Here is a 19,935-nt window from a genome sequence, read left to right on the forward strand (position 1 = left end):
TTGGAGCTAAGCAGGTTTACACTCTTTTCGATCTGTCTTAAAAGAATAAAGATTACAATGGATGTAAATCATGAATTGTTGTGAGAATAAGGAATGATGACAAAACAAGATTTGGCGCAAAAAAGGCACAATATCGATCAGCTTCGGCAAAGTAGCAGTTTATCTCCCCTGCATGCAGAACAGCTGGGACAGAGTATTGCCAGCTCTTGGCAGCGCTCATCCTCGGCTGAAATCCCTAAGAATCGTTTAGCAGCACCGCTGACAGATATAAAAAAGACCACTTCTTCTTTAACTTTAGCCTATGCTCTACGCCATTGTGCACAAGACTTGAAACATATTGCAGAGCAGTCATCGATGGTGTTGGCAGTCGGTGATATAGGCAGCACCATCATCTGGACAGCGTCCAGCCCGCAAATGCAAAGTGCCGCAGAAAGTGTACATTTTATTGAAGGTGGACAATGGCGCGAAGAGCTAGTCGGAACCAATGCATTGGCATTATCCTTAAAAACTCAACAATCCAGCTGTGTCTTTTCCAGTGAACATTACATGTCCTCTATTCATGATTGGGTTTGTTACGCTGCTCCGATTATTGATCCCTATTCAAAACAGGTCTTAGGTGTCATTGATCTGTCAACTACCTGGCCAAAGCATAACAGTTTAGCACTACTAGCTGCGGAGCGCTGTGCTACGATCATCCAGTCGGCTCTACTAGAATGCCAGAAGCAGCGCCTGTTTATTCGGGCTTTTTCAGTACCTCAAGTGCTGTTTAATGGCAAGGTGCTAGTTCTGACCCCTCGACAGATTGAAATTCTAGCCATTCTGGCCTTATGTCCGCAGGGCCTGAGTCTAGATACCTTGCATCAGGCCTTATATGGCGAACGCAAGGTCAGTATGGGGACTTTAAAAGCAGAAATGTCACAGTTACGCGATGTACTAGGTGGTATGCTGGGTTCCAGACCCTATCGTTTATTGGCGGATGTAGAGGCTGACTTTTTAATGATGGAGCAATCCCTAGATGCTGGATATATTGATTCAGCCTTGAAATTATGTACCGGCGTATTTCTGGCTAGAACAGAAAGTCCATTTCTATGCGCTTGGAGAGATTGTCTGGAATCACGCCTGAGCGATGCCATTTTCAAGGCTAATGAAATCGATGTCCTGCTAAAACATGTAGCACATTTTCCTGAAGCGATTGATGCTATAGAACGCCTGATCGAACTGATGCCCAAAAACCATCCCGTTCATCAGACTCTGTTAAAATATAAAAATCTTTAAAGCTGATGTAACTGTCGGTACAAAGCTAAACAGTTAAAATAGGAAAATTCTGGAATATTAAGTATTATCCTTGCTTACTGTGGGTTTACTTATTAATTTAGACTGAACCTGATCCTAAAATTTTTATCAGTGGCTACCCAGTTTGCCTAGCTGCTTGATGGGATGCTCTTCATTAAAATCAGCTACGCTCACCTTCATGTCATTTGAAGGACGCGCAGTTTATTCCTCAGGGATCAAATATAATCGTAAGATAATACGCTATGAAATTTTATTTGTGGCTGAAACGGGCTAAAAAAATCTTGGCATTTTTCTACCATGGGATTAATGACGATATTCATAATGAAAGGGGCTTGATAAAAAAGAAACACCCCCCCGTTTTTATCCTCTTATGAAGGCAAAAGGATCAGCCAGGAACAAGAAAATGCATGTCTGCTCTTGGCACACTTCCTCAGAAAGTGAAACAGGGGCTGTTAAAAATGTAAGTCAGATGCTTGGAGAGAAGACTTACATTGAGGCACTACATCGCCGCTTTAAAAATATCTACCACTTGGGCATGGCTGGCTTTACGTGGATTGGTCAGCATGCAGGCATCTTTTTGTGCATTTTCCGCCATGATGGCCAAGTCAGCTTCTTTTACATTCAATTCCGTCAGCCCAGATGGAATACCAATTGAAGCCGAAAGCTGACGAATGGCGCCAATCGCTTCATAAGCTGCTTCAATTACGGTTAAGCCTTCTGTATTCACCCCCATCAATTGGGCAATTTTGGCATAACGTTCAGGACAAGCAATCAGGTTAAATTCACAAACATGGGGGAGCAGAATTGCATTACAAACACCATGCGGCAAGTTGTAGAAGCCTCCGAGCTGATGTGCCATCGCATGCACATATCCTAAAGAGGCGTTGTTAAAGGCCATTCCGGCAAGATATTGGGCATAGCTCATGGCATCCCGTGCTTCTAAATTATCCCCATTCGCCACTGCCGGGCTAAGCCATTCGCTGATCATGGTAATCGCCTTTTCTGCACAGGCATCAGTGATTGGATTTGCTGCCGTAGACACATAAGCTTCTACTGCATGCGTCAAGGCATCCATACCTGTTGCCGCAGTCAGCCCTGCAGGTTTGGCCAACATAAGTTTAGGGTCATCAATCGCAATGAGTGGTGTACAACGCCAATCTACAATCGCCATTTTCACATGGGTATCGGTATTGGTAATGATACAGAAACGTGTCATCTCCGAAGCTGTCCCTGCCGTAGTATTGATTGCAATCAGTGGTGTCATCGGGACGGTACTTTTATCAATCCCTTCATAATCACGGATATGTCCGCCACCTGCAGTGACTAGGCCAATGCCTTTGGCACAGTCATGTGATGAACCCCCACCTAACGATACAATAAAATCACAGGCATTTTCATTATAAGCTGTAACTCCATGATGCACGTTAATATCAGTTGGATTGGGTTCCGCGCCTGGGAAAATATAACTGTCAACACCTGCCTCTTTCAAATAATTGGCAATATCATCTGCAACACCAAATTTAAACAGCCCCGCATCAGTTACAATCAGCGCTTTCTTGGCACCTAAATTTTGTGCTTTTATCCCGATTTCTTTAGCACAGCCCGGACCAAAAAGTGAAACACAGGGAATATAAAAACCGTTAGTTTGATCTGAAATATTTTTAAAAGCCATGGCGTGATTCCTTCTACCATTCATTGATTATTTTATCGGTGACCCTCACCGTAATATGAGTATTGGATGAAGTTAAAAAGAATCCTACCTACCAAATACCTACCAATTTAAATTTTTGATTCTAGCCAAAATAATGAATCTGAAATATTTAAAAGTAGGTTGGCAAGGTTTAGCAGATACTGGGTAGATTGGTTCAATAGAGGGCATGTAAGTAGCGCACTAGGCTGTTTGCTACTTTCTGATTTTAAATAAATACTAAAATGCTTTATTCATTTTTAAGATAAAGATAAACAGTACAGGGCTTAGAAATACCCATAGAGCCACAAAGCTGATACTGTAGCTAAACCGGGTCCCTAATAGAACCATTGCGACGAATAAGAAAATACCTGCTGCGAATTTAGTGTACGTAGGAAAATTCGCTAAAAAAGCGTACCGAGATTTTCGGGTTTTTAGGATCTGCTTTGTACTTACCACATAAAAACCAAAACAGCTCAGCCAAAGCAGACCGATCACTGCAATCCATATCATGTTGATGATTCCTGTTGCGTAATTTTTAGTTTGGCGTGAATTTTATTGACCGCCTTTTGCTGAATAGGGGTAATTTTCTGGTGTAACAATAGGGCGAGAAGTGCCAAGGTCCATAACATCAGATCAATACGCAAAAAAGGCCAATAAGTCGCAAAAGAATCAACATATTGCTGAGAAACTAAATAATAAATATCAATCAGGGGAAGTATGAAGGCAGCACAAATCAGAAGTTTAAGCTGCATTCTCCATATATCTTGCTGTGGGGTTACACATGCCAGGATAAAACTGCCAAGCCAGATAGAGAAAAAACTATAAATCTCATAATTTGGTGCACCTACAGGGATGCTGATAAAACGATTCGCATAGAGATAAGCCAGCATGGCAATCGGCAAGCCAAGTATCATGGTGATATTCAAGCGGTTCACCAAATAATGTCCGAGATGAAACCGCGCTGATTTTTTCTGCATCTGGCGTTTCAGACTCCACAGCAGCAGACCGGAGGCAATCATGGCGCAGCCCAATATGCCAGAGAAAAACAATCCTAAACGTAAAGCAGGTTCAGCAAAACGTGCCATATGCAAACCATACATGCCGGCATTGAGTGTGGCAATTGCACTTTCATTGCGTGTATTTTCAAGCAATTTTCCGGTAGCAGCATTTAAAATGAGCTGTGCCTGATTTCTGGTAATGGAATGATCTTGGAGCTGAGTTAAGGTTATGTGTGCCAGCTGGGTATTGGGCTGCTTGACCGTGATATTGTCAAATTCCGCATGTCCCCAGTGTTGCTGCGCCGTGCTAATAAAATGTTGAATTGGCAGCATCTCGGTTTTTACCGGAACCACAGAGTTGGCCAATATATTGACTGTGCGAATTTCTTCAAAATACTGAAAGGGATTGTCTGGATAGAGTTTTTTCATGCCGGAAGGCAGCACGATATAAAAGAAAATCGCCAGCCCGGTAAATGTCATGGTCAAAAAGAACGGCAGGGCAATCACTGAACTGACATTATGAAAATCCAGATAAGATCGCTGTCCTTTAAAGGCTCTTAGGGTAAAAAAGTCTGTCAGGATTTTTTTATGGGTAATAATTCCTGAAATCAGAGTCAATAACATGATAAAGGCAGCAATCGTCACAATCAGCCGACCAATGGTGTAGGGCATACCATAGAGCTGAAAATGAAAATTATAGAAAAAATCTCCCCCTTGGGTGGCCGAGAGGTTTAATTCTTTTCCTGTCGAAGCATCCAGGGTTTTGACTTCATAGCCACCATCCGCTTTTTGCCAGTAGACTTTATTCACAGGTGAGTCTTGATTGGCGACTCCGATATACCAGTTTTGGGCGTCCGGTGCATGCTGCTGTAAATAGCTGTAAGCAGATTTTAAGGCAGTTTCCTGATTGACTTGCATTGTGGCAAATTCAGGCTGCATCCATATACTGATTTCAGATCGGTAATAGGTGACCGCGCCTGTTAAAAAGATCGCGAAGAGTAACCAGCCAAAGCTTAAACCTAACCATGAATGTAGCCATGCCATAGATTGACGGACAGATTTATACATGGTTTAACCTATGAAGCGGGAGATGGTAAATAAGCTAAGGAAAGGAAGCAGGCTATAGACCGAAAGCTTTTTTAAACTCTGTATACAGAAGATGCCAATCACAAAACAGACATAAAAAATCAGGGCAATAACGGCGGCCAAATAGACGGATTCTGCTTTGGGCAGAAAAGCCTGTAGAAAGTAAGCCAGATCGAGTGCGATCAAATAACTGCACAAGTAGCCCATCCCAAAGCTCATGCCTAAGCGATAGAAAATGGCGAGTGGCTGCACTACAACAGACATCATATTTGGCCTTGAATAAATCTATACTGATGAAAATCTAAAAACTTAATAAATAAAACTTAAAGTCGTTACCAGATACTGTTTTTTATAGGCCTGCTGATTCAATTTTCCGGCCTTGTCTGCTTCTTTGCCAACTTCAATGACATATTGACCTTTCCATGGCGTGGCAATGGTAATCTGGCCTTGGCCGTTGGTGGTGTATTTTTTTAGCCAGAATTGCGGGGAAAAGACTGTGACTTCAACATCCGCAGCAGCTTTACCCTGATACAGTACCGTAAATGTATTGCTGTTGATCTGGGTCGGGACAATATCCAGTTCGGACTCTGCTTTCAAGTTTTGTCTGCCGGATTTGGCATGATAGCTCAGCAATGATTCTCCATAGATCAATTCATGACTGAGCTGGACATCGGTCTGGCCTTGGGTTGCATAGAGCAAATGATCCTGTTGCATTTGAGGACTAAATGTTTTTTTGGCCTGAACAGCCTTTGCCTGATTGAAAGACTTGAGGGCACCTTGCTGCGTTTCTTTGAGCTGTTCACTATATTCACCAAAGAACGCATGAGTCTGCTGATTTGTGCCACGTTCCAGCCAAAGCATATGCGCCTGAGCTGAAAGTGTCATAGACAGTCCAAGGGTCAAAGCGATCATTTTTTTCATTTGTTTTACCTATTTTTGTGTATGTAGTGATGATTTAGCCCTGAACATGTCATTAAGGCTAAGCTTGAAAATCAGTATTTAAATTTCACGGCAACGCTGTAATTCGCTGGTGCACCATAAAAACCTTGCTGATTGGGGAAATTGAACAGATATTTTTCATTGGTCAGGTTATTACCATTGGCTTGCAAGGTCATATGCTCATTCAGCTCATAGCTGGCCATTAAGTTCACGAGCGCATAAGCATCCTGCTCAATGATTCCAGCTTTCTGGGCAATCACTCCATTGGCGGTTGCTTCAGGCACATCTAGATAGGTCTGATCTTGCCACTGCACACCAAGGCCCAGTTTCAGTTTTGGAAGTTGTGGCACCTGATAGGTCGTTAAAAGATTAAAAGACTGGGTTGGATTGAAGGTACGCGCATCACCGCCATTGATCAGATCTTTCAGGCTAAACTGGGTATAACCAAAGCTTAAGTTAAAATGGTCGGTCAGTTGTCCCGCCAAGCCAAACTCGTAGCCTTGGGAACGCAGGTCACTGACCTGAGTTGTGCGTAAAGTCGGGATACCATCAGAATCACGAAGCGGATAATTACTTTGCTCCGTTCTGAACACAGCCATGGTGGCGGTAAGCTTGTCATCTAGCCAAGAACCTTTGACTCCGACTTCATAGCTTTCACCTTCGATCGGTTTGTTAATGCTGCCATCATCTGCTTTGGTGGTTTGCGGACGGAAAATCGAGGTATAACTCAGATAGCCTGTATATTCAGGGCTAAAGTTATAGGTCAGACCGGCATAGGGTAAAACTTTATCTTCATCATAAACAGTATCTTTTCCATAACTACTGCCACTGCTTTCAGCCTGAACGTAGTTCGCACCTAAAAGCAGTTTCAGATCATCATTCAGATGCAGTCGGGTCGCAGCATAAAGGCTCTGGTTCTTCTGCCGGATATGCATTTCACCACTGGTTTTCGACATATCCCAGCTTGGTTCTTCGGGTGTAAAGCTGGCTAAATCTGTGGTCAGCGGATTGACAAAGCTGCCAGCATAACCCAATTCATCCAGACGATTTTTGGCCCAGACATAGCCCAATGAGGCTTCATGGCGTTGTCCCCAAAGCGGATAGGTGCCGCTAAAACTCAGGCTGGCTTGTTGTTCTTTATTGTCATCAATATACATGCCTGGGTAGAGGAAGATGCCTGAAGTGCCATTTGCGCCAGGTTTGCCGGACAGAAACAAGAGCTTTGAATCGCGTTGTGTACGTTTTTCATCATAGGTCAGTTTGGCTGTCCAGTCGCCACCCAGTTTTTGTTCAAGCTCGGCAAAGTAACTTTTAATATTGCTATCCCAGTGGGCCCAGCTTGGACTGTAATTATAATTCCGTGAGTAACTGAGCTGCTCGCCTTCAGTATTGATCAGTGGATTAGAACCCCAATTGACACCATTCGGCTTGTGATTGGTTTCGGTATAGCCAGCAGTCAATAGAGTTGTGTCAGTAATATCTGCCTCCACAACAGCACCTATGCCGTTTTTTTCCAGTTCATAACGATCCAGATAACTGTCGCCTGTTTGTTGATAGCCAAATACACGACCTCTGACTTTTCCATCTTGGGTGAGAGGAGAGGATACATCTACTTCATAGCGCTGCGTATTCCATGAGCCATAACTGGCATTAAAGGCTGTTTGAAGGTCGGATGTCGGGCGTTTGCGAATCATATTAATAGTTGCGCCGGGATCGCCAATTCCATTATTTAAGGCATTCGCGCCTTTGACCACTTCTACACGGTCAAACAAAAAACTGTCTGGATTATCATTATTATAATTATAGCCTTCGAGTGGAATACCAACGCCATCGACTAAAACATTTGAAATCTCGAAACCTCGGGCAAGGTAGGAGGTCCGTTCCGTTTCCTGATTGCTGACGATAATGCCAGGGGTATTGCGCAGTACGTCCCGGGTATTATCCAAGGCAAAGTCATCCAGTTGCTGGCGGGTAAGGACATTGACTGTTTGCGGCGTTTCCTTAAGTGGAATATTCAGTTTTGAGGCGGTTGACGAGTTTTGGATGATATAGGCTTTACTCTGTTCAGAGCTGAGCTCACTCTGTTCTGATTCCGCTGTAACTGTAATCGTCGGTAATTGCTGAGTATCATCGGCAAAACTTTGCTGGGACACTAAAATTGCAAGACTAAGAAGAGAAAGCTTAAATGATGGAGGAACGGTATAAAACATTTTAGTTAATGTAAATGATAATAATTATCAGTAATGTTATTGTTTAATATCTCTTAAAGCAATCTCAATATAACAGGAAATATGAATGAAAAATGGGTTAATGATAGGTAAATCTCCAAATAAAACTTTAATGTAAGGATAGGGAGTAATAAATATCACTATTAAAAAGATGTTATTACCTTACCTTTGTGCTCCTGAACGGCTTTGCTGCACGAATACCTAACACTATGATTTTATTATATTTATTTTTTATTAAAATTTTATAAAACCCTTAAAAATCAGTATTTTGCAAAATATTTATGCAATAACGCCACGAAGAGATAAAGCTTATCCTGTGCTGTTTGCATCTCAGCGATGTCGATATGAAAGTAACCATTGAAGCGCTTCCTGACAGGGCGATCACCTTGTACCTTAGGCAGTCATGAAATACCATGCCGCTGCAAGCAGCGGTGTAACGACGAGCGTGTCAGATAAGGAATACTCGGCTGCAATGCATAAAGGCAATCGTCTAGCGGCAACAAGGTGCGTTTTTGAAAAGCAACAATTGCCGCCTCATCTTCAGGCGATAACACGCTTGAGCGAGGATTCTTTGGCCCCGTTGTAAGATCATCTACTGAAGTACGTTTCTTCCATTTTGCGACGGTTTTTTGATTGATGCGGTAACGCTTGGCTAGCGTTCTTAAGCTCTCTTGACTATTTTGTATTGCTCGACGCACTGTCTGTGTCGTTGTGACGCTGCTGTGTAGAACTTGTCCCATAGTGCTTCCTTCCATTTCTCTAAGAATGTTGCACTATTAAAATCTGGGACTAAACATCTAGCTAGAAAGTTCCACAGTTTGAAATTAAACGTCGATAAGCCAAAAAAAAGCACAAGCTACCGATCATTCCAAGATAGAGCAGTTTAGGCAAGATCAGTGTTGTAGGCACACCCATCTGATTGAGTTGAATAAACATCTGCACAATTTGGGTGGAAGGCAGGATTTCGCCAACGACTTGCATCCAGGTGGGCATGGCGGCATGCGGCCAGGCCGCACCAGATAAAAAGAATAGTGGAATGGAAGTGAATACAATAACATGCCCCGCACGTTCCGGCAGATCCAGAAAACTGGCGAATAGGCAGGTCATGCCAATTATTGTATAGATAAAAACCGGAACAGCCAGCAGCATCCCAAGCAGGTTGCCACCGCGCGGATAATCAAATAGCCAGAAGCTAAAACCGAATAAATAGAAACATCCCAGACAGCCAATAGTAAAGACCGCTAAACACATCCCAATCAATGCATTTGCGTTTAATTCTACTTTTCTTTCCCGATATACCAAAATCAGCATACTCAAACCCAAAAGAATGGTTTGGTGAATAATTAAAGGTGCAACCGCAGGAAAGACATAGCTGCCATAGCCGGACAGCGGATTAAATAAAGGAATTTGATGCACAGAAAGGGCAGGTGAAAAATCCGAGACCTTGCCAAAGCGTTCAGTATAATCTGCCAAAGTTTGCTCAACTGATGTAGCTAAGCCCAGACCAATTTGTTTGGTCACTAAAAAGTTGGCCGTGCTTAAATACAGTCCAATTCCGCCTGTTTCACCATGCCTTAAGCTTTGCGATAAATTGTCCGGTAGTAACAAGATACCATCGGCTTTTTGAGATTCCATCCATTGTTTGGCTTCGGCAAAATTTCCGGTAATCGCCTGAATTTCGACATTGGGGCTTTGTGCCACCTGACCAATAATGCGGGTACTTAAGCTACTTTGTTCTTCATCGACAATAATAATCGGTAAGGCTTCAGCCTGCTGTGCCTGATAAGCGGTTGGATAAAAAAAGCTGTAAAACAAGACGGATAGAATCAGCGTGGTAAAGATCGTGCCGTGACTGACGATATCTTTAAAGCTTTGTAGATAGTAAAACCAAAGGGATTTCATGGTGTTGCTCCTTTGGCGATTTTTTTAAGAAACAGATAAGCCAGCAGAGCGTAGACTAGGGCATAGATCAGCAGCATTAATCCAGCTTGCAATGAAATATGCAATGGACTACCAATCACCCATTGTTCAGTTTGTAATTTGGCATAGGGCGTGAACGGAATAATATTGGACCAAAATTGGGTGAATAGGGGCGCATTATTTAAAGGTAAAGTCACACCGGCAAAACTTAAAGATGAACCACCATAGACCGCAATGATGCCAAAAGATTTACTTAAATCTTTGGTTGCCAGAACCACTGCACTGCTTAAAAATGCATAAGCGCTATATAGCAGAAATTGTGCCGATAGAATCAGAGCGAGCGAGCCGGCAACAAACCAGCCGCGAATTTCAATCAGCCAGAACATCCAGATCCAGGTCCATAGACTAAAAATAGCCACATAGACCAGGTTCTTAGACAGCAATGCCATCCAGATGGATGAGTTGCTAATCCAGCTTGTTAAGGTCTGCCGCTTCAGTTCCTGACCGACGGAAAATGCCACACAACAACACAGCAGTAAATGCAGAATTGCCGGAATGACATAGAGTTCCAGATAGAATTCATAATTCAGCTGCGGATTATACAGCGGCGATATTTTGATATGCGGTGACGGTGCTTCGAGAGAAGGCAGCCGGTTGCCCAGATATTGCTGTCCGCTAAATTCAGCCAGTGCTTGCAGGGTACTGACCAGCATGGCAGAGGAAATGGTATTTCCGATACTGAAATAACTCTGGTTAAAGGCAATACTGATGTCAGCATCCCGGGCACGAACCAGACGTTGCTCGGCACCGCTGGGAATATGGATATAACCCCAAATTTTATTTTGATTTAACAGGCGCTCAATTTCAGCTGTTTGTTCCGACACCGTAGCAATTTTAAGAGTATGATTCAGCGCCACATGCTGATAAATGCTTTGACTCAGCGCACTCTGGTCTTGATCAATAATCGCAATCGGTAAATGATCCGGTTTCCCTTGAGCAAACATGCTGCTGAATAAAATAATCACCAGTGCAGGTGCCAGCGTGACCAGACACAGATCCCATTTTTCGCGGAGCAGATAGCGCAGTTCGCGCCATATACCCGTCCACATTATCGGGTCTCTTTCAGTTTAAATAACACGCTCATCCCGACTTTCAGTTCAGAAATCGCTGGTGTGGGTACAAGATGCAGCTTAAAACTGCGCACATCATAACCGCCGGTTTGACGTGTGGTCTTAATGGTGGCAAATTCACCTTCAGCACTGATCTGTCTAATTTGAAAAGTGGCGGTTTTATCTAGGGCGGGAATATAACCTTCAATACTGCTCATTTTCTGAAATGGGGCATATTGGTCTTCACGAATATTCAGGCTCACCCACATTTGATCTTCAATCAGGCTGACCACAGGGACTGCGGTGGCTACCAGCTCCGAGACTTTGCCATAGGTTTTAGACACCGTTCCGTTTACAGGTGCTACTAATTGGGTTTCTGCCTCTAATGCATTGGCTTCATCCAGCGCAGCCTGGGCAATATCTACTTGTGCATCGGCAGAACTCTTTTGCTGCGAAGTGCTGCCACGTTTGGCACGTGCATATTGCTGATACGCCGCCTCTGTCATTTGCGCCGCTGATTGACTGGCTGCATACAATTCATCACGGCGCTGGCGTGAAATCACACCTTCCTTAAATAAATTTGCACCACGCTCATAAGAAACTTTGGCTAAATTTTGCTGTGCTTTCAGCGATTGCCAGTTGGCATACAGACTGGCGATATTTTCTTCCTGCGAGCCACGTTCAGCAGTCGATTGTAAGGCCAGCGCAGATTGTAAAGCCGCTACGGCTTGCTGTTTTTTTGCTTGAATCTCCGGGCTGTTTAAGCGCACCAGTACATCACCTTTTTTGACCTGCTGACCTTCTTCTACATAAATTTCTTCAATACGGCTTGGCACTTTGGTCGCTACCTGAACCGTTTCAGCTTCTACACGACCCTGCAATTCCAGCGGAGCCGGTTGGTAGCTTTTCCATAATCCAAATGCGATGACTGCCAGCAGAACTGGAATCAGGGCGAGCAATAAATATTTTTTCTTTTTAGCGATTTCAGGAGCTTGTTGTTGCTCGGTCGAAGTCGTCGCGTTGTTTTCTATTTCAGTTTTTGTTTCTACCTGTTGCGCAGGCGATTTTTCTGTATCGCTGGATGAAGCCGCTTCATTCACAGGATCATTGGGCTTTTGATCTTCGTTCATGTTCGGCTCCATTAGCGAATATAGTGAGTGTTGGTATGTTGGATGTAGTTCGGAAATTCTGCAATCGAGCCATGGCTTTGTAATAGTGTGGCCAGTGACATCACATATTTGTAAGCATTCAAGGCAGTTTCGGCTCGTAGTCCGCTCAGCATATTTTGTGCATCGATGACCTGTATGGCGGTGCCCATATCTTCTTTAAAGGACAATTCTTGGATGCGTAAATTTTCCTGTGCGGCTTTCAAGTTTTGTGCCAGAAGCGCATCACTTTGCTGTGCACTGAGTGCTTCGCTATAAGATTTATAAATCAGATTTTCAATTTCCTGCTGGGTGCGTGCAGTGAGAAGTTCTGTGGCAGAGCGTTTGAGTTCGGCAGCCTGAATATTTTTGTTTTTATCGATCCCGGAAAACAGGTTATAGCGTGCGGCAATCCCGACAATCCAGTTTTCATTTTGATCCAGACTATATTCGCCAAAAGCAAAAACATTCGGTTTTTTCGCTGCTTGCTGGGCTTTGACATTGGCTTGAGCTAATTGAGTATCCAGCTGCATTTTTTGAATCAGCGCAGAGTTCTGACTAAAGGTTTTCAGCAGATGATTTAAGGCCTGTGGCTCGGTTTTATTGACAAATAAAGGCGTCGAAAGTTCGGTGATGCTACTTTCCTGAAGCAGATTATTGAGCTGGAACAGGGCAGCATTCAAATTGGCCTGCGTATTTTGCTGGCTGCGCTCGGCATTATTGCGTGCCACTTCAAACTGCATGCGGTGGCCTTTACTGATAAAACCTTGCTGTTCCATCTTTAAGGCATTGCGATAATGCTGCTGCATGGCATTCAGATTAAACAGCGCAGCTGCATGCAGTTGCTTTTGGAGCTGTACATTAAAATAACTTTGAATCAGTTCAAAACGCTGCGTGTCTTGCTGCTGTTTGTTGCTGAGCTGACTACGACCGACCTGAATATTGGCGATTTCTTTAGCGTTGCTTGTCAGTCCACCGGTATAAAGCGGCATCATGACTGAAACCGTCGGGCGAATGACCTGATCATCCAGCACGACATGCGAACTATCAGGAATTAAGCCAACTCCATTTTGAATAGGTTGTCTTAAACTATTTTTTAGCGGGTCAGCCAGATCACCTAAGTTCAGTTCATCAATTCTATTATTGACACCATTCGTTAAGGATTGCTCTAAATTATTTTTTAATGCACCTAAAGGCAGATCGAGTTCATTATGAAAGGCATAAGCACGAACATTCAGATCGACTCTCGGCAGGCCTATACCTTTCACTGCTTCAGCTTCAAGTTTTGAGGCCTGTTCCAGACTTTGATAGGCTTGGCTGCTATAAGAATTTTGCAACAAATGACGTTCAGCGTCCTGAAAGCTGATGCTCTGCGCATGAGCAAAGCTGCCATACATCATCGATGCAAGCAAATTTAACCCCCAGACAAGCTGTCTTTTATTTTTCTTTGAGTTCATAAAGTCGCTAAACTGATTTAAAGCCGGTGATGTTATCCCGCTAGTATAGATTAAAAGTTCGTAGATAGAACTAGTGTAAAGTTATAGTATTGTTTCTTGTACATTTGTCTATAAAAAAGGAAGCTTATGCATCCTTAATTAACCCGAATCGCGGATAAGAAATTGACTTGAAAAATAAGAGGACTAGAGCCACCAGTTGAGTTACCACACCAAACTCACAACTCTAGTCCTGATGTTCAATAGTACCGAATTATTCAGCGTAATTGATGATTTTTTCTTAAATTTGAATCAACTTATTGGGAGTTTCTCAAACAAAACCGTGGTTCCTTAAGAATCAGAACTGCTCAACTTACAATTTCAGAAATCTGCTTTATTGCCATTTAGTACAAATGCTCTCATTTCAATAATTTCAAAGCCTTTTTCACCTGGCTAAAAGAAGATAAAAGCCATTTATTTAAGTACTTGCCTTGCTATCAAAGGATGATTCATCTGATCAATATGCATGAATTAGCTCTACACGCTTTACATGTGGCACTGATGAAAGGCCAAGGTACACAATATTTATGGATTGATTCAACAACTCTGCCAGTTTGTAAAAATCAACGTATTCAGCGTCATAAATCATTAGTCCAAATTGCATCACGTGGTAGAAGCTCAATGGGCTGGTTTTATGGCTGTAAATTACATATTGCGATGAATCAGTTTGGTGAAATTGCCTGTTCTGCTTTATCGAATGGACATGTTGCTGACATGAAAATGGTTGAGCAATTGGTTGCTGGTATAGAAGCAAAACTTTACGGGGATCGAGGTTACATCAGCCAAGAATTAAAAATTAGATTGAAATATCAAGGTATTGATTTAATTATTTATCGTCGAAAGAATATGCAGGCTATTCAACTTTGTGCATCAGATGAATATCACCTAAGACAACGCAATAAGATAGAAACATTATTCAGTTTATTGAAGGGGCAATACAATTTAGTGACGAGTAAAGCACGTAGTCTTCATGGGTTTCTGAGTGGAATTTACGCCTCACTATGTGCATATCAACTCACTCATCAAAATAAGCCAACAATTCAAATTAAGGAATCATCGGCTTAAGCAGGATTCGAGTTAAATAAGCTTTCAAAATAGCTTGATACACTAAAGCTATTTTAAGCAGGCAATGAATATGAAAGAAAACGCTAAAGAAAAATAAAAAAAACAGCGTATGATTTACTCAATGGAATTTTAGATGATGCAGACAAGATGATCCGTAATGATTGGTCACGTGCCGAAATACAAGAAATTTATGACTTGCCTTTAATGGATTTACTGTTTCAGGCACAGCAAATTCATCGCCAAAACTTTGAACCGAATACTGTTCAGGTCAGTACTCTGCTTTCAATTAAAACGGGCCGTTGTCCGGAAGATTGTAAATACTGTTCGCAATCTGCACATTATGATACTGATCTGGAAATTGAAAAACGCGTAGAAGTACAAAAGGCGATTGCTGAAGCCAAACAGGCCAAAGCTTCCGGTTCGACCCGTTTTTGCATGGGCGCAGCATGGCGTAACCCGCATGAACGCGATATGCCGTATGTGCTGGAATTGGTGCAGGAAATCAAGAAACTGGGCATGGAAACCTGTATGACCCTAGGGATGCTGAATGCCTCACAAGCGGAACGTCTGAAAGATGCAGGGCTAGATTATTACAACCACAACCTTGATACCTCACGTGAATATTATGCCAATGTCATCAGTACACGTAGCTTTGATGACCGCTTAAATACGCTTGATCATGTGCGTAATGCCGGAATTAATGTCTGTAGTGGCGGTATTGTCGGCTTGGGCGAAGGCGTACAAGACCGAGTCGGTTTGTTATTTGAACTAGCGACTATGCCGATTCACCCGGGTTCGGTGCCCATAAATATGCTGGTTCCTATTGAAGGCACACCACTGGCCGATGTTGAAAAACTGGATGTGATTGACTGGATTCGTACTATTGCGGTAGCACGGATTATTATGCCGAAGAGTTATATCCGCTTGTCGGCAGGTCGTGAATCTCTCTCTGACTCTGATCAGGCACTGGCATTTATGGCTGGAGCTAACTCATTATTTTCAGGTGATAAATTGCTTACTGCCCCGAATAGTGGTGAAGGTAAAGACAAAGCCTTGTTTGCTAAATTAGGCTTAAAAGCTGAAGCTGCCAAGAAAACAGCTAAAGAATTGGCTGTAGATGCGATGCAACCTGCTTAATTAATCGTGTAACAAACAGGGATCATTTCAACTTGAACCGTACCGGGTTTGTCGGAGACTTTTTATTTAAGTTAAGCCACCTGACCTAACAGGTTAATCTTATCATCGAACATTGTTTCAAACTCAAAAGGTGGCACATAACCTAGCGCACTAGGTACACGTTCTTTATTAAACCAATCCACCCAATTTAATGTCATAAGTTGTACATCTACTAAACCTTGCCAATCTGCATTTAAATATTCAATCACCTCTGTTTTGTATCAGCCATTCACCGTTTCAGCCAGTGTATCAAGCACCATATCTGTATTCTTACGTGTCGATACTTTCTAGCCAACAATTGCTCGTGAAAATACAGCAATAATAAAGGCGGTATAGACCCACCAGCCTGAGTTTGAATATACGTAAAGTTAGCGACCCACAGCTGATCTGGATGATCAGCACTAAAATTACGTTTCACTAAATCATCTGCTCTTTTTTGATCATCTCGGCTACGGGTGGTTTGTTTATTCTTACCACACCAAACACCTTGTATACCTAGCTTCTGCATCAATCGAGCAACTGTACAGCGTGCAATAATATAACCTTCACGTTTCAGTTTTTGCCAGACTTTACGAACGCCATACCGCCCCGAACTTTCTTTCCAAATTCGTTTGATTTGCTCAGCATGATGCAGGTCATGCAGATCTCGTTTTGCTCGATGTTCCCTTGCGAAGCGATACTTCTCATCTCAGGAAAGTTGGTCTCCGACAAACCCGGTACGGTTCAATTAGAACTAAACCCAACTATCGCAACACTGGGCTTTGGAGAATCTCGTCGTTTCTTAATTGCGTCGTAATAATGATTATCAAGATAAAATCAAAATATACAGATTTTTGTGTAAATCCTGAGTAGAATTCGACTTTTATTTTTTCTCCAGTAAAAAGGCATAGCTTTTCACTATGCTATTTTGCAAGGACGCTTTATGCTCGCGCTAGATATACAACATATTCGAATGAAACAACACGCCACTGATAAAGCACAAGCGTTGCAATGTCTAGTCGATATCTTGGTCGAAGACCAATTGGTTACACCTGATTATATTCATGGGTTGACCGGGCGCGAACAACAAAGTGCAACGTATTTAGGGCAAGGAATTGCCATTCCGCATGGGACGCCTCAGTCTCGCCAATCTATTTTAAAAACTGGTATTCGTCTGGCGCACTTTCCTGAAGGAGTTGTTTGGGACGGTGAAAATAAAATTTATTTAGCAGTAGTGATTGCTGCGAAATCAGATGAGCATTTGCAAGTCTTACAAATTTTGACGCGGGCTTTAATTAATGATGTCGCTGATCAAGTGAAACAGGCTCAATCCGCAGAGCAAATTATTGCATTATTACAAGCCCAACCCGCATCTTTGGCATTGCATGAAAATTTAATCGCCACTCAAGTTCCCGCACTTGATGTAGAAGATTTGATTTGGCAGGCAACACAGTTGCTGAAACAGCAAAAAATGGTGGAGTGTGGTTTTCTGTCGGGTTTAAACCTAAACAGCATGATTCATTTAGGGGAGGGAGTGTGGTCGATCACTTCTAACCAGCATGTTTTGAGCCCAGCTGTAAGTTTGGTAAAAGCGGAACAGGTTTTAAGCCATCAGCAGGAAATGCTCAAGACTTTGGTGTGTATTGCCAGTAATGAGCAACTGGATATGCAACGGTTTCAACGGTTAATGGATATTTTGTTTGATACTGAACAAGTTCATACCCTTAACCAAGAACAAGATAGTCACCAGTTGGCGCAGTTAATTGGTGCTGAACTGATTCCTGATTGGCCATCTCGTCGTATTGTCTTAGCTAACGCTCATGGTCTACATGCGCGTCCCGCAACACACTTGGTCAATATGACCAAGAAATTTGCAGGGGATATTCTCGTTGCTGTAGATGAGGGGGCTTACGTTTCGGCAAAAAGTTTAACCAAATTATTAGCCATGGGATGTCGTCGTGGTCAAACTCTGACTTTTATTGCACAACCTGATACCGATGCTGTAGCAGGCTTAGAACAGATTATTGATGCAGTTCAACAGGGCTTAGGAGAAGAGGTTGAAGCTGTTGACCTTGTATCTCATCAGCACAGCAGTAGTGACCCAGTCGTAAATACTTTGGAATTAATGCCTTTTGAATCACATGGCGATACGGGTAGCTGCGGTATTGCGGCATCAACTGGCCTTGCTTTTGGTCCTGCACATGTGGTGAAGCCACGTGAATTTAGTTATGAACGTCGCGGACAGAGTTTTAAAGCTGAGAATGAAAAGCTTGAAATTGCGCTTCATCAGGTGAAAAATAGCTTACGTCAATTCATTGCACATACTGAATCTACTGCCATTAAGCAGATATTCATGGCACATTTGGAAATGCTGGATGATCCAGACCTCCTCCAAAGTGTACAACGCGGTTTAAAACAAGGGTTGTCTGCTGCTGCAGCTTGGCATGATCATATTGAAGTGGCTGCTACCGCACAGGCTGCACTTAGCGATCGTTTACTGGCAGAGCGTGCGGCTGATTTAAGGGATATTGGCGAGCGTGTTTTGGCTGCTTTGTGCGGTGTGGCCGATGTCACAGAACCCGAGCAACCTTATATCTTAATTATGCATGATGTTGGTCCGAGTGATGTAGCGCGTCTCAATAAGGATCGTGTTGCAGGCATTTTGACCGCGGTTGGTGGAGCGAGTGCCCATAGTGCTATTGTGGCACGTGCTCTGGCTATTCCAGCAGTCGTAGGTGCGGGTGTAGCTGTTTTAAATATTGAGAACCATGCCACCGTGCTAATTAATGGAGATACTGGTGAGTATGTGGTCTCACCCGAGCAAAGTCAGATTGATCATGCCATTGCAGAGCGCCAACGCCAGCGCGAGTTACGAGAACAAGCGGAACAGCATTGTTTAGAACCCGCCATCACACTGGATCAACATCAAGTTGAAATCGCAGCCAATATTGGCAAAGTGGGCGCTACGATACAGGCTGTGGCCGATGGGGCAGAAGCAATTGGTTTGCTACGCACAGAATTGGTCTTTATGTCACACAGCAGTGCCCCTGATGAGGCTACACAAGAAGCCGATTATCGGGTGGTGTTAGATGCTTTGGCGGGTCGTCCATTGGTGGTACGTACACTTGATGTGGGCGGGGACAAACCTTTGCCGTATTTGCCGATTGAAAAGGAAGAAAATCCATTCTTGGGCTTACGTGGTATTCGTCTGACTTTACGTAAGCCAGAGTTATTACGTCAGCAATTGGTTGCTTTACTTAAAGCAGCAGATAATCGCCCATTAAGAATTATGTTTCCTATGATTGGGCGGGTTGAAGAATGGCGAGCAGCAAAAGCAATTTTGGATGAGGTTCGCATACAGCATCCATGTGAAAACTTACAAGTCGGTATTATGATTGAGGTTCCTGCGGCAGCATTGTTGGCTCCAATTCTTGCTCAAGAAGTTGATTTTTTTAGTATTGGAACCAATGACTTGACTCAATATACTCTGGCGATTGACCGTGGTCATCCACTGTTGTCTGCCGAAGCTGATGGCTTACATCCGAGTATTTTGTTATTGATTGATCAAACGGTTCGGGCAGCACATCAGCATGGTAAATGGGTGGGCATTTGTGGTGAATTGGCTGCTGATCCAAAAGCTGTGCCTGTATTGATGGGCTTGGGCGTGGATGAGTTGAGTATGTCGAGTACCAGTATTCCATTGGTGAAGGCGCAAATTCGTAGTTTGAACTATATAAATTGCCAACAGGTTGCACAGCAAGCCTTAAGTTGTGACAGTGCAACTGCCGTACGTGCATTGGTGGAGTAATTACCG

At 43.1% G+C, this 19,935-nt stretch carries 13 protein-coding genes and 3 pseudogenes; 4 read left to right on the plus strand and 12 right to left on the minus strand.

Translation table 11 applies throughout. The features are described 5' to 3' along the window. Positions 1-93 precede the first annotated feature (93 nt). The gene (locus ACS72_RS09060; protein WP_048881907.1) at positions 94-1,275 is read left to right on the plus strand and encodes a transcriptional regulator; all 1,182 of its coding nucleotides are present in this window, start codon (positions 94-96) and stop codon (positions 1,273-1,275) included. Positions 1,276-1,792: 517 nt separating this feature from the next. Here ACS72_RS09060 and ACS72_RS09065 read toward each other — a convergent pair. The 11 genes and pseudogenes from ACS72_RS09065 to ACS72_RS09110 all read right to left on the minus strand — a co-directional run bounded on the left by ACS72_RS09065 (position 1,793) and on the right by ACS72_RS09110 (position 13,865). After that, positions 1,793-2,965, minus strand: coding sequence for an iron-containing alcohol dehydrogenase (locus ACS72_RS09065; RefSeq protein WP_048881908.1), 1,173 nt, complete (start codon positions 2,963-2,965; stop codon positions 1,793-1,795). A gap of 255 nt (positions 2,966-3,220) precedes the next feature. Continuing rightward, entirely contained in the window at positions 3,221-3,493 is a 273-nt protein-coding gene (locus ACS72_RS19000; protein WP_048881909.1) for a hypothetical protein, read from the minus strand. Beyond that, entirely contained in the window at positions 3,490-5,049 is a 1,560-nt protein-coding gene (locus ACS72_RS09075; RefSeq protein WP_048881910.1) for a PepSY domain-containing protein, read from the minus strand. The genes ACS72_RS19000 and ACS72_RS09075 overlap by 4 nt, the downstream gene beginning before the upstream one ends. A gap of 3 nt (positions 5,050-5,052) precedes the next feature. Next, complete coding sequence (locus ACS72_RS09080) at positions 5,053-5,334, minus strand: hypothetical protein (RefSeq protein ID WP_004647796.1); 282 nt, start codon at positions 5,332-5,334, stop codon at positions 5,053-5,055. A 42-nt stretch (positions 5,335-5,376) separates the two neighbouring features. Continuing rightward, on the minus strand, positions 5,377-5,988 hold the full coding sequence (locus ACS72_RS09085; protein WP_048881911.1) for a DUF4198 domain-containing protein: 612 nt from the start codon (positions 5,986-5,988) through the stop codon (positions 5,377-5,379). A 71-nt stretch (positions 5,989-6,059) separates the two neighbouring features. Continuing rightward, positions 6,060-8,216, minus strand: a complete 2,157-nt coding sequence (locus ACS72_RS09090; RefSeq protein ID WP_048881912.1) for a TonB-dependent siderophore receptor — start codon at positions 8,214-8,216, stop codon at positions 6,060-6,062. A gap of 305 nt (positions 8,217-8,521) precedes the next feature. Further along, positions 8,522-8,974 (minus strand): annotated as a pseudogene (locus tag ACS72_RS17460) (IS481 family transposase); the annotation flags it as partial. Positions 8,975-9,035: 61 nt separating this feature from the next. Next, positions 9,036-10,136 (minus strand): ABC transporter permease, encoded by a 1,101-nt coding sequence (locus ACS72_RS09095; protein ID WP_048881913.1) that lies wholly within the window; start codon positions 10,134-10,136, stop codon positions 9,036-9,038. Beyond that, a complete protein-coding gene (locus ACS72_RS09100; protein ID WP_048881914.1) occupies positions 10,133-11,263 on the minus strand; it encodes an ABC transporter permease in 1,131 nt (376 codons plus the stop codon). The genes ACS72_RS09095 and ACS72_RS09100 overlap by 4 nt, the downstream gene beginning before the upstream one ends. After that, positions 11,263-12,393, minus strand: a complete 1,131-nt coding sequence (locus ACS72_RS09105) for an HlyD family secretion protein (RefSeq protein WP_048881915.1) — start codon at positions 12,391-12,393, stop codon at positions 11,263-11,265. The genes ACS72_RS09100 and ACS72_RS09105 overlap by 1 nt, the downstream gene beginning before the upstream one ends. An 11-nt stretch (positions 12,394-12,404) precedes the next feature. Next, positions 12,405-13,865 carry a TolC family protein gene (locus ACS72_RS09110; protein ID WP_048881916.1) on the minus strand — a complete coding sequence of 487 codons (1,461 nt, stop codon included), beginning with the start codon at positions 13,863-13,865 and terminating at the stop codon, positions 12,405-12,407. 232 nt (positions 13,866-14,097) lie between these two features. Between ACS72_RS09110 and ACS72_RS09115 the strand changes: the two are divergent. Beyond that, a pseudogene (locus ACS72_RS09115) lies at positions 14,098-14,966 on the plus strand (IS982 family transposase). Between the two features lie 147 nt (positions 14,967-15,113). Beyond that, entirely contained in the window at positions 15,114-16,103 is a 990-nt protein-coding gene (gene bioB / locus ACS72_RS09120) for a biotin synthase BioB (RefSeq protein WP_048881917.1), read from the plus strand. 71 nt (positions 16,104-16,174) lie between these two features. Here the strand turns inward: bioB and ACS72_RS09130 are convergent. Next, a pseudogene (locus ACS72_RS09130) lies at positions 16,175-16,806 on the minus strand (IS3 family transposase); the annotation flags it as partial. Between the two features lie 258 nt (positions 16,807-17,064). On the opposite strand from ACS72_RS09130, the gene ptsP reads away from it, so the two are divergent. Next, positions 17,065-19,929 (plus strand): phosphoenolpyruvate--protein phosphotransferase, encoded by a 2,865-nt coding sequence (ptsP, locus tag ACS72_RS09135; RefSeq protein ID WP_048881918.1) that lies wholly within the window; start codon positions 17,065-17,067, stop codon positions 19,927-19,929. Positions 19,930-19,935 lie beyond the last annotated feature (6 nt).

This window comes from Acinetobacter sp. VT 511 (genome assembly GCF_001077515.1).
GTDB classification, from domain to species: domain Bacteria; phylum Pseudomonadota; class Gammaproteobacteria; order Pseudomonadales; family Moraxellaceae; genus Acinetobacter; species Acinetobacter schindleri.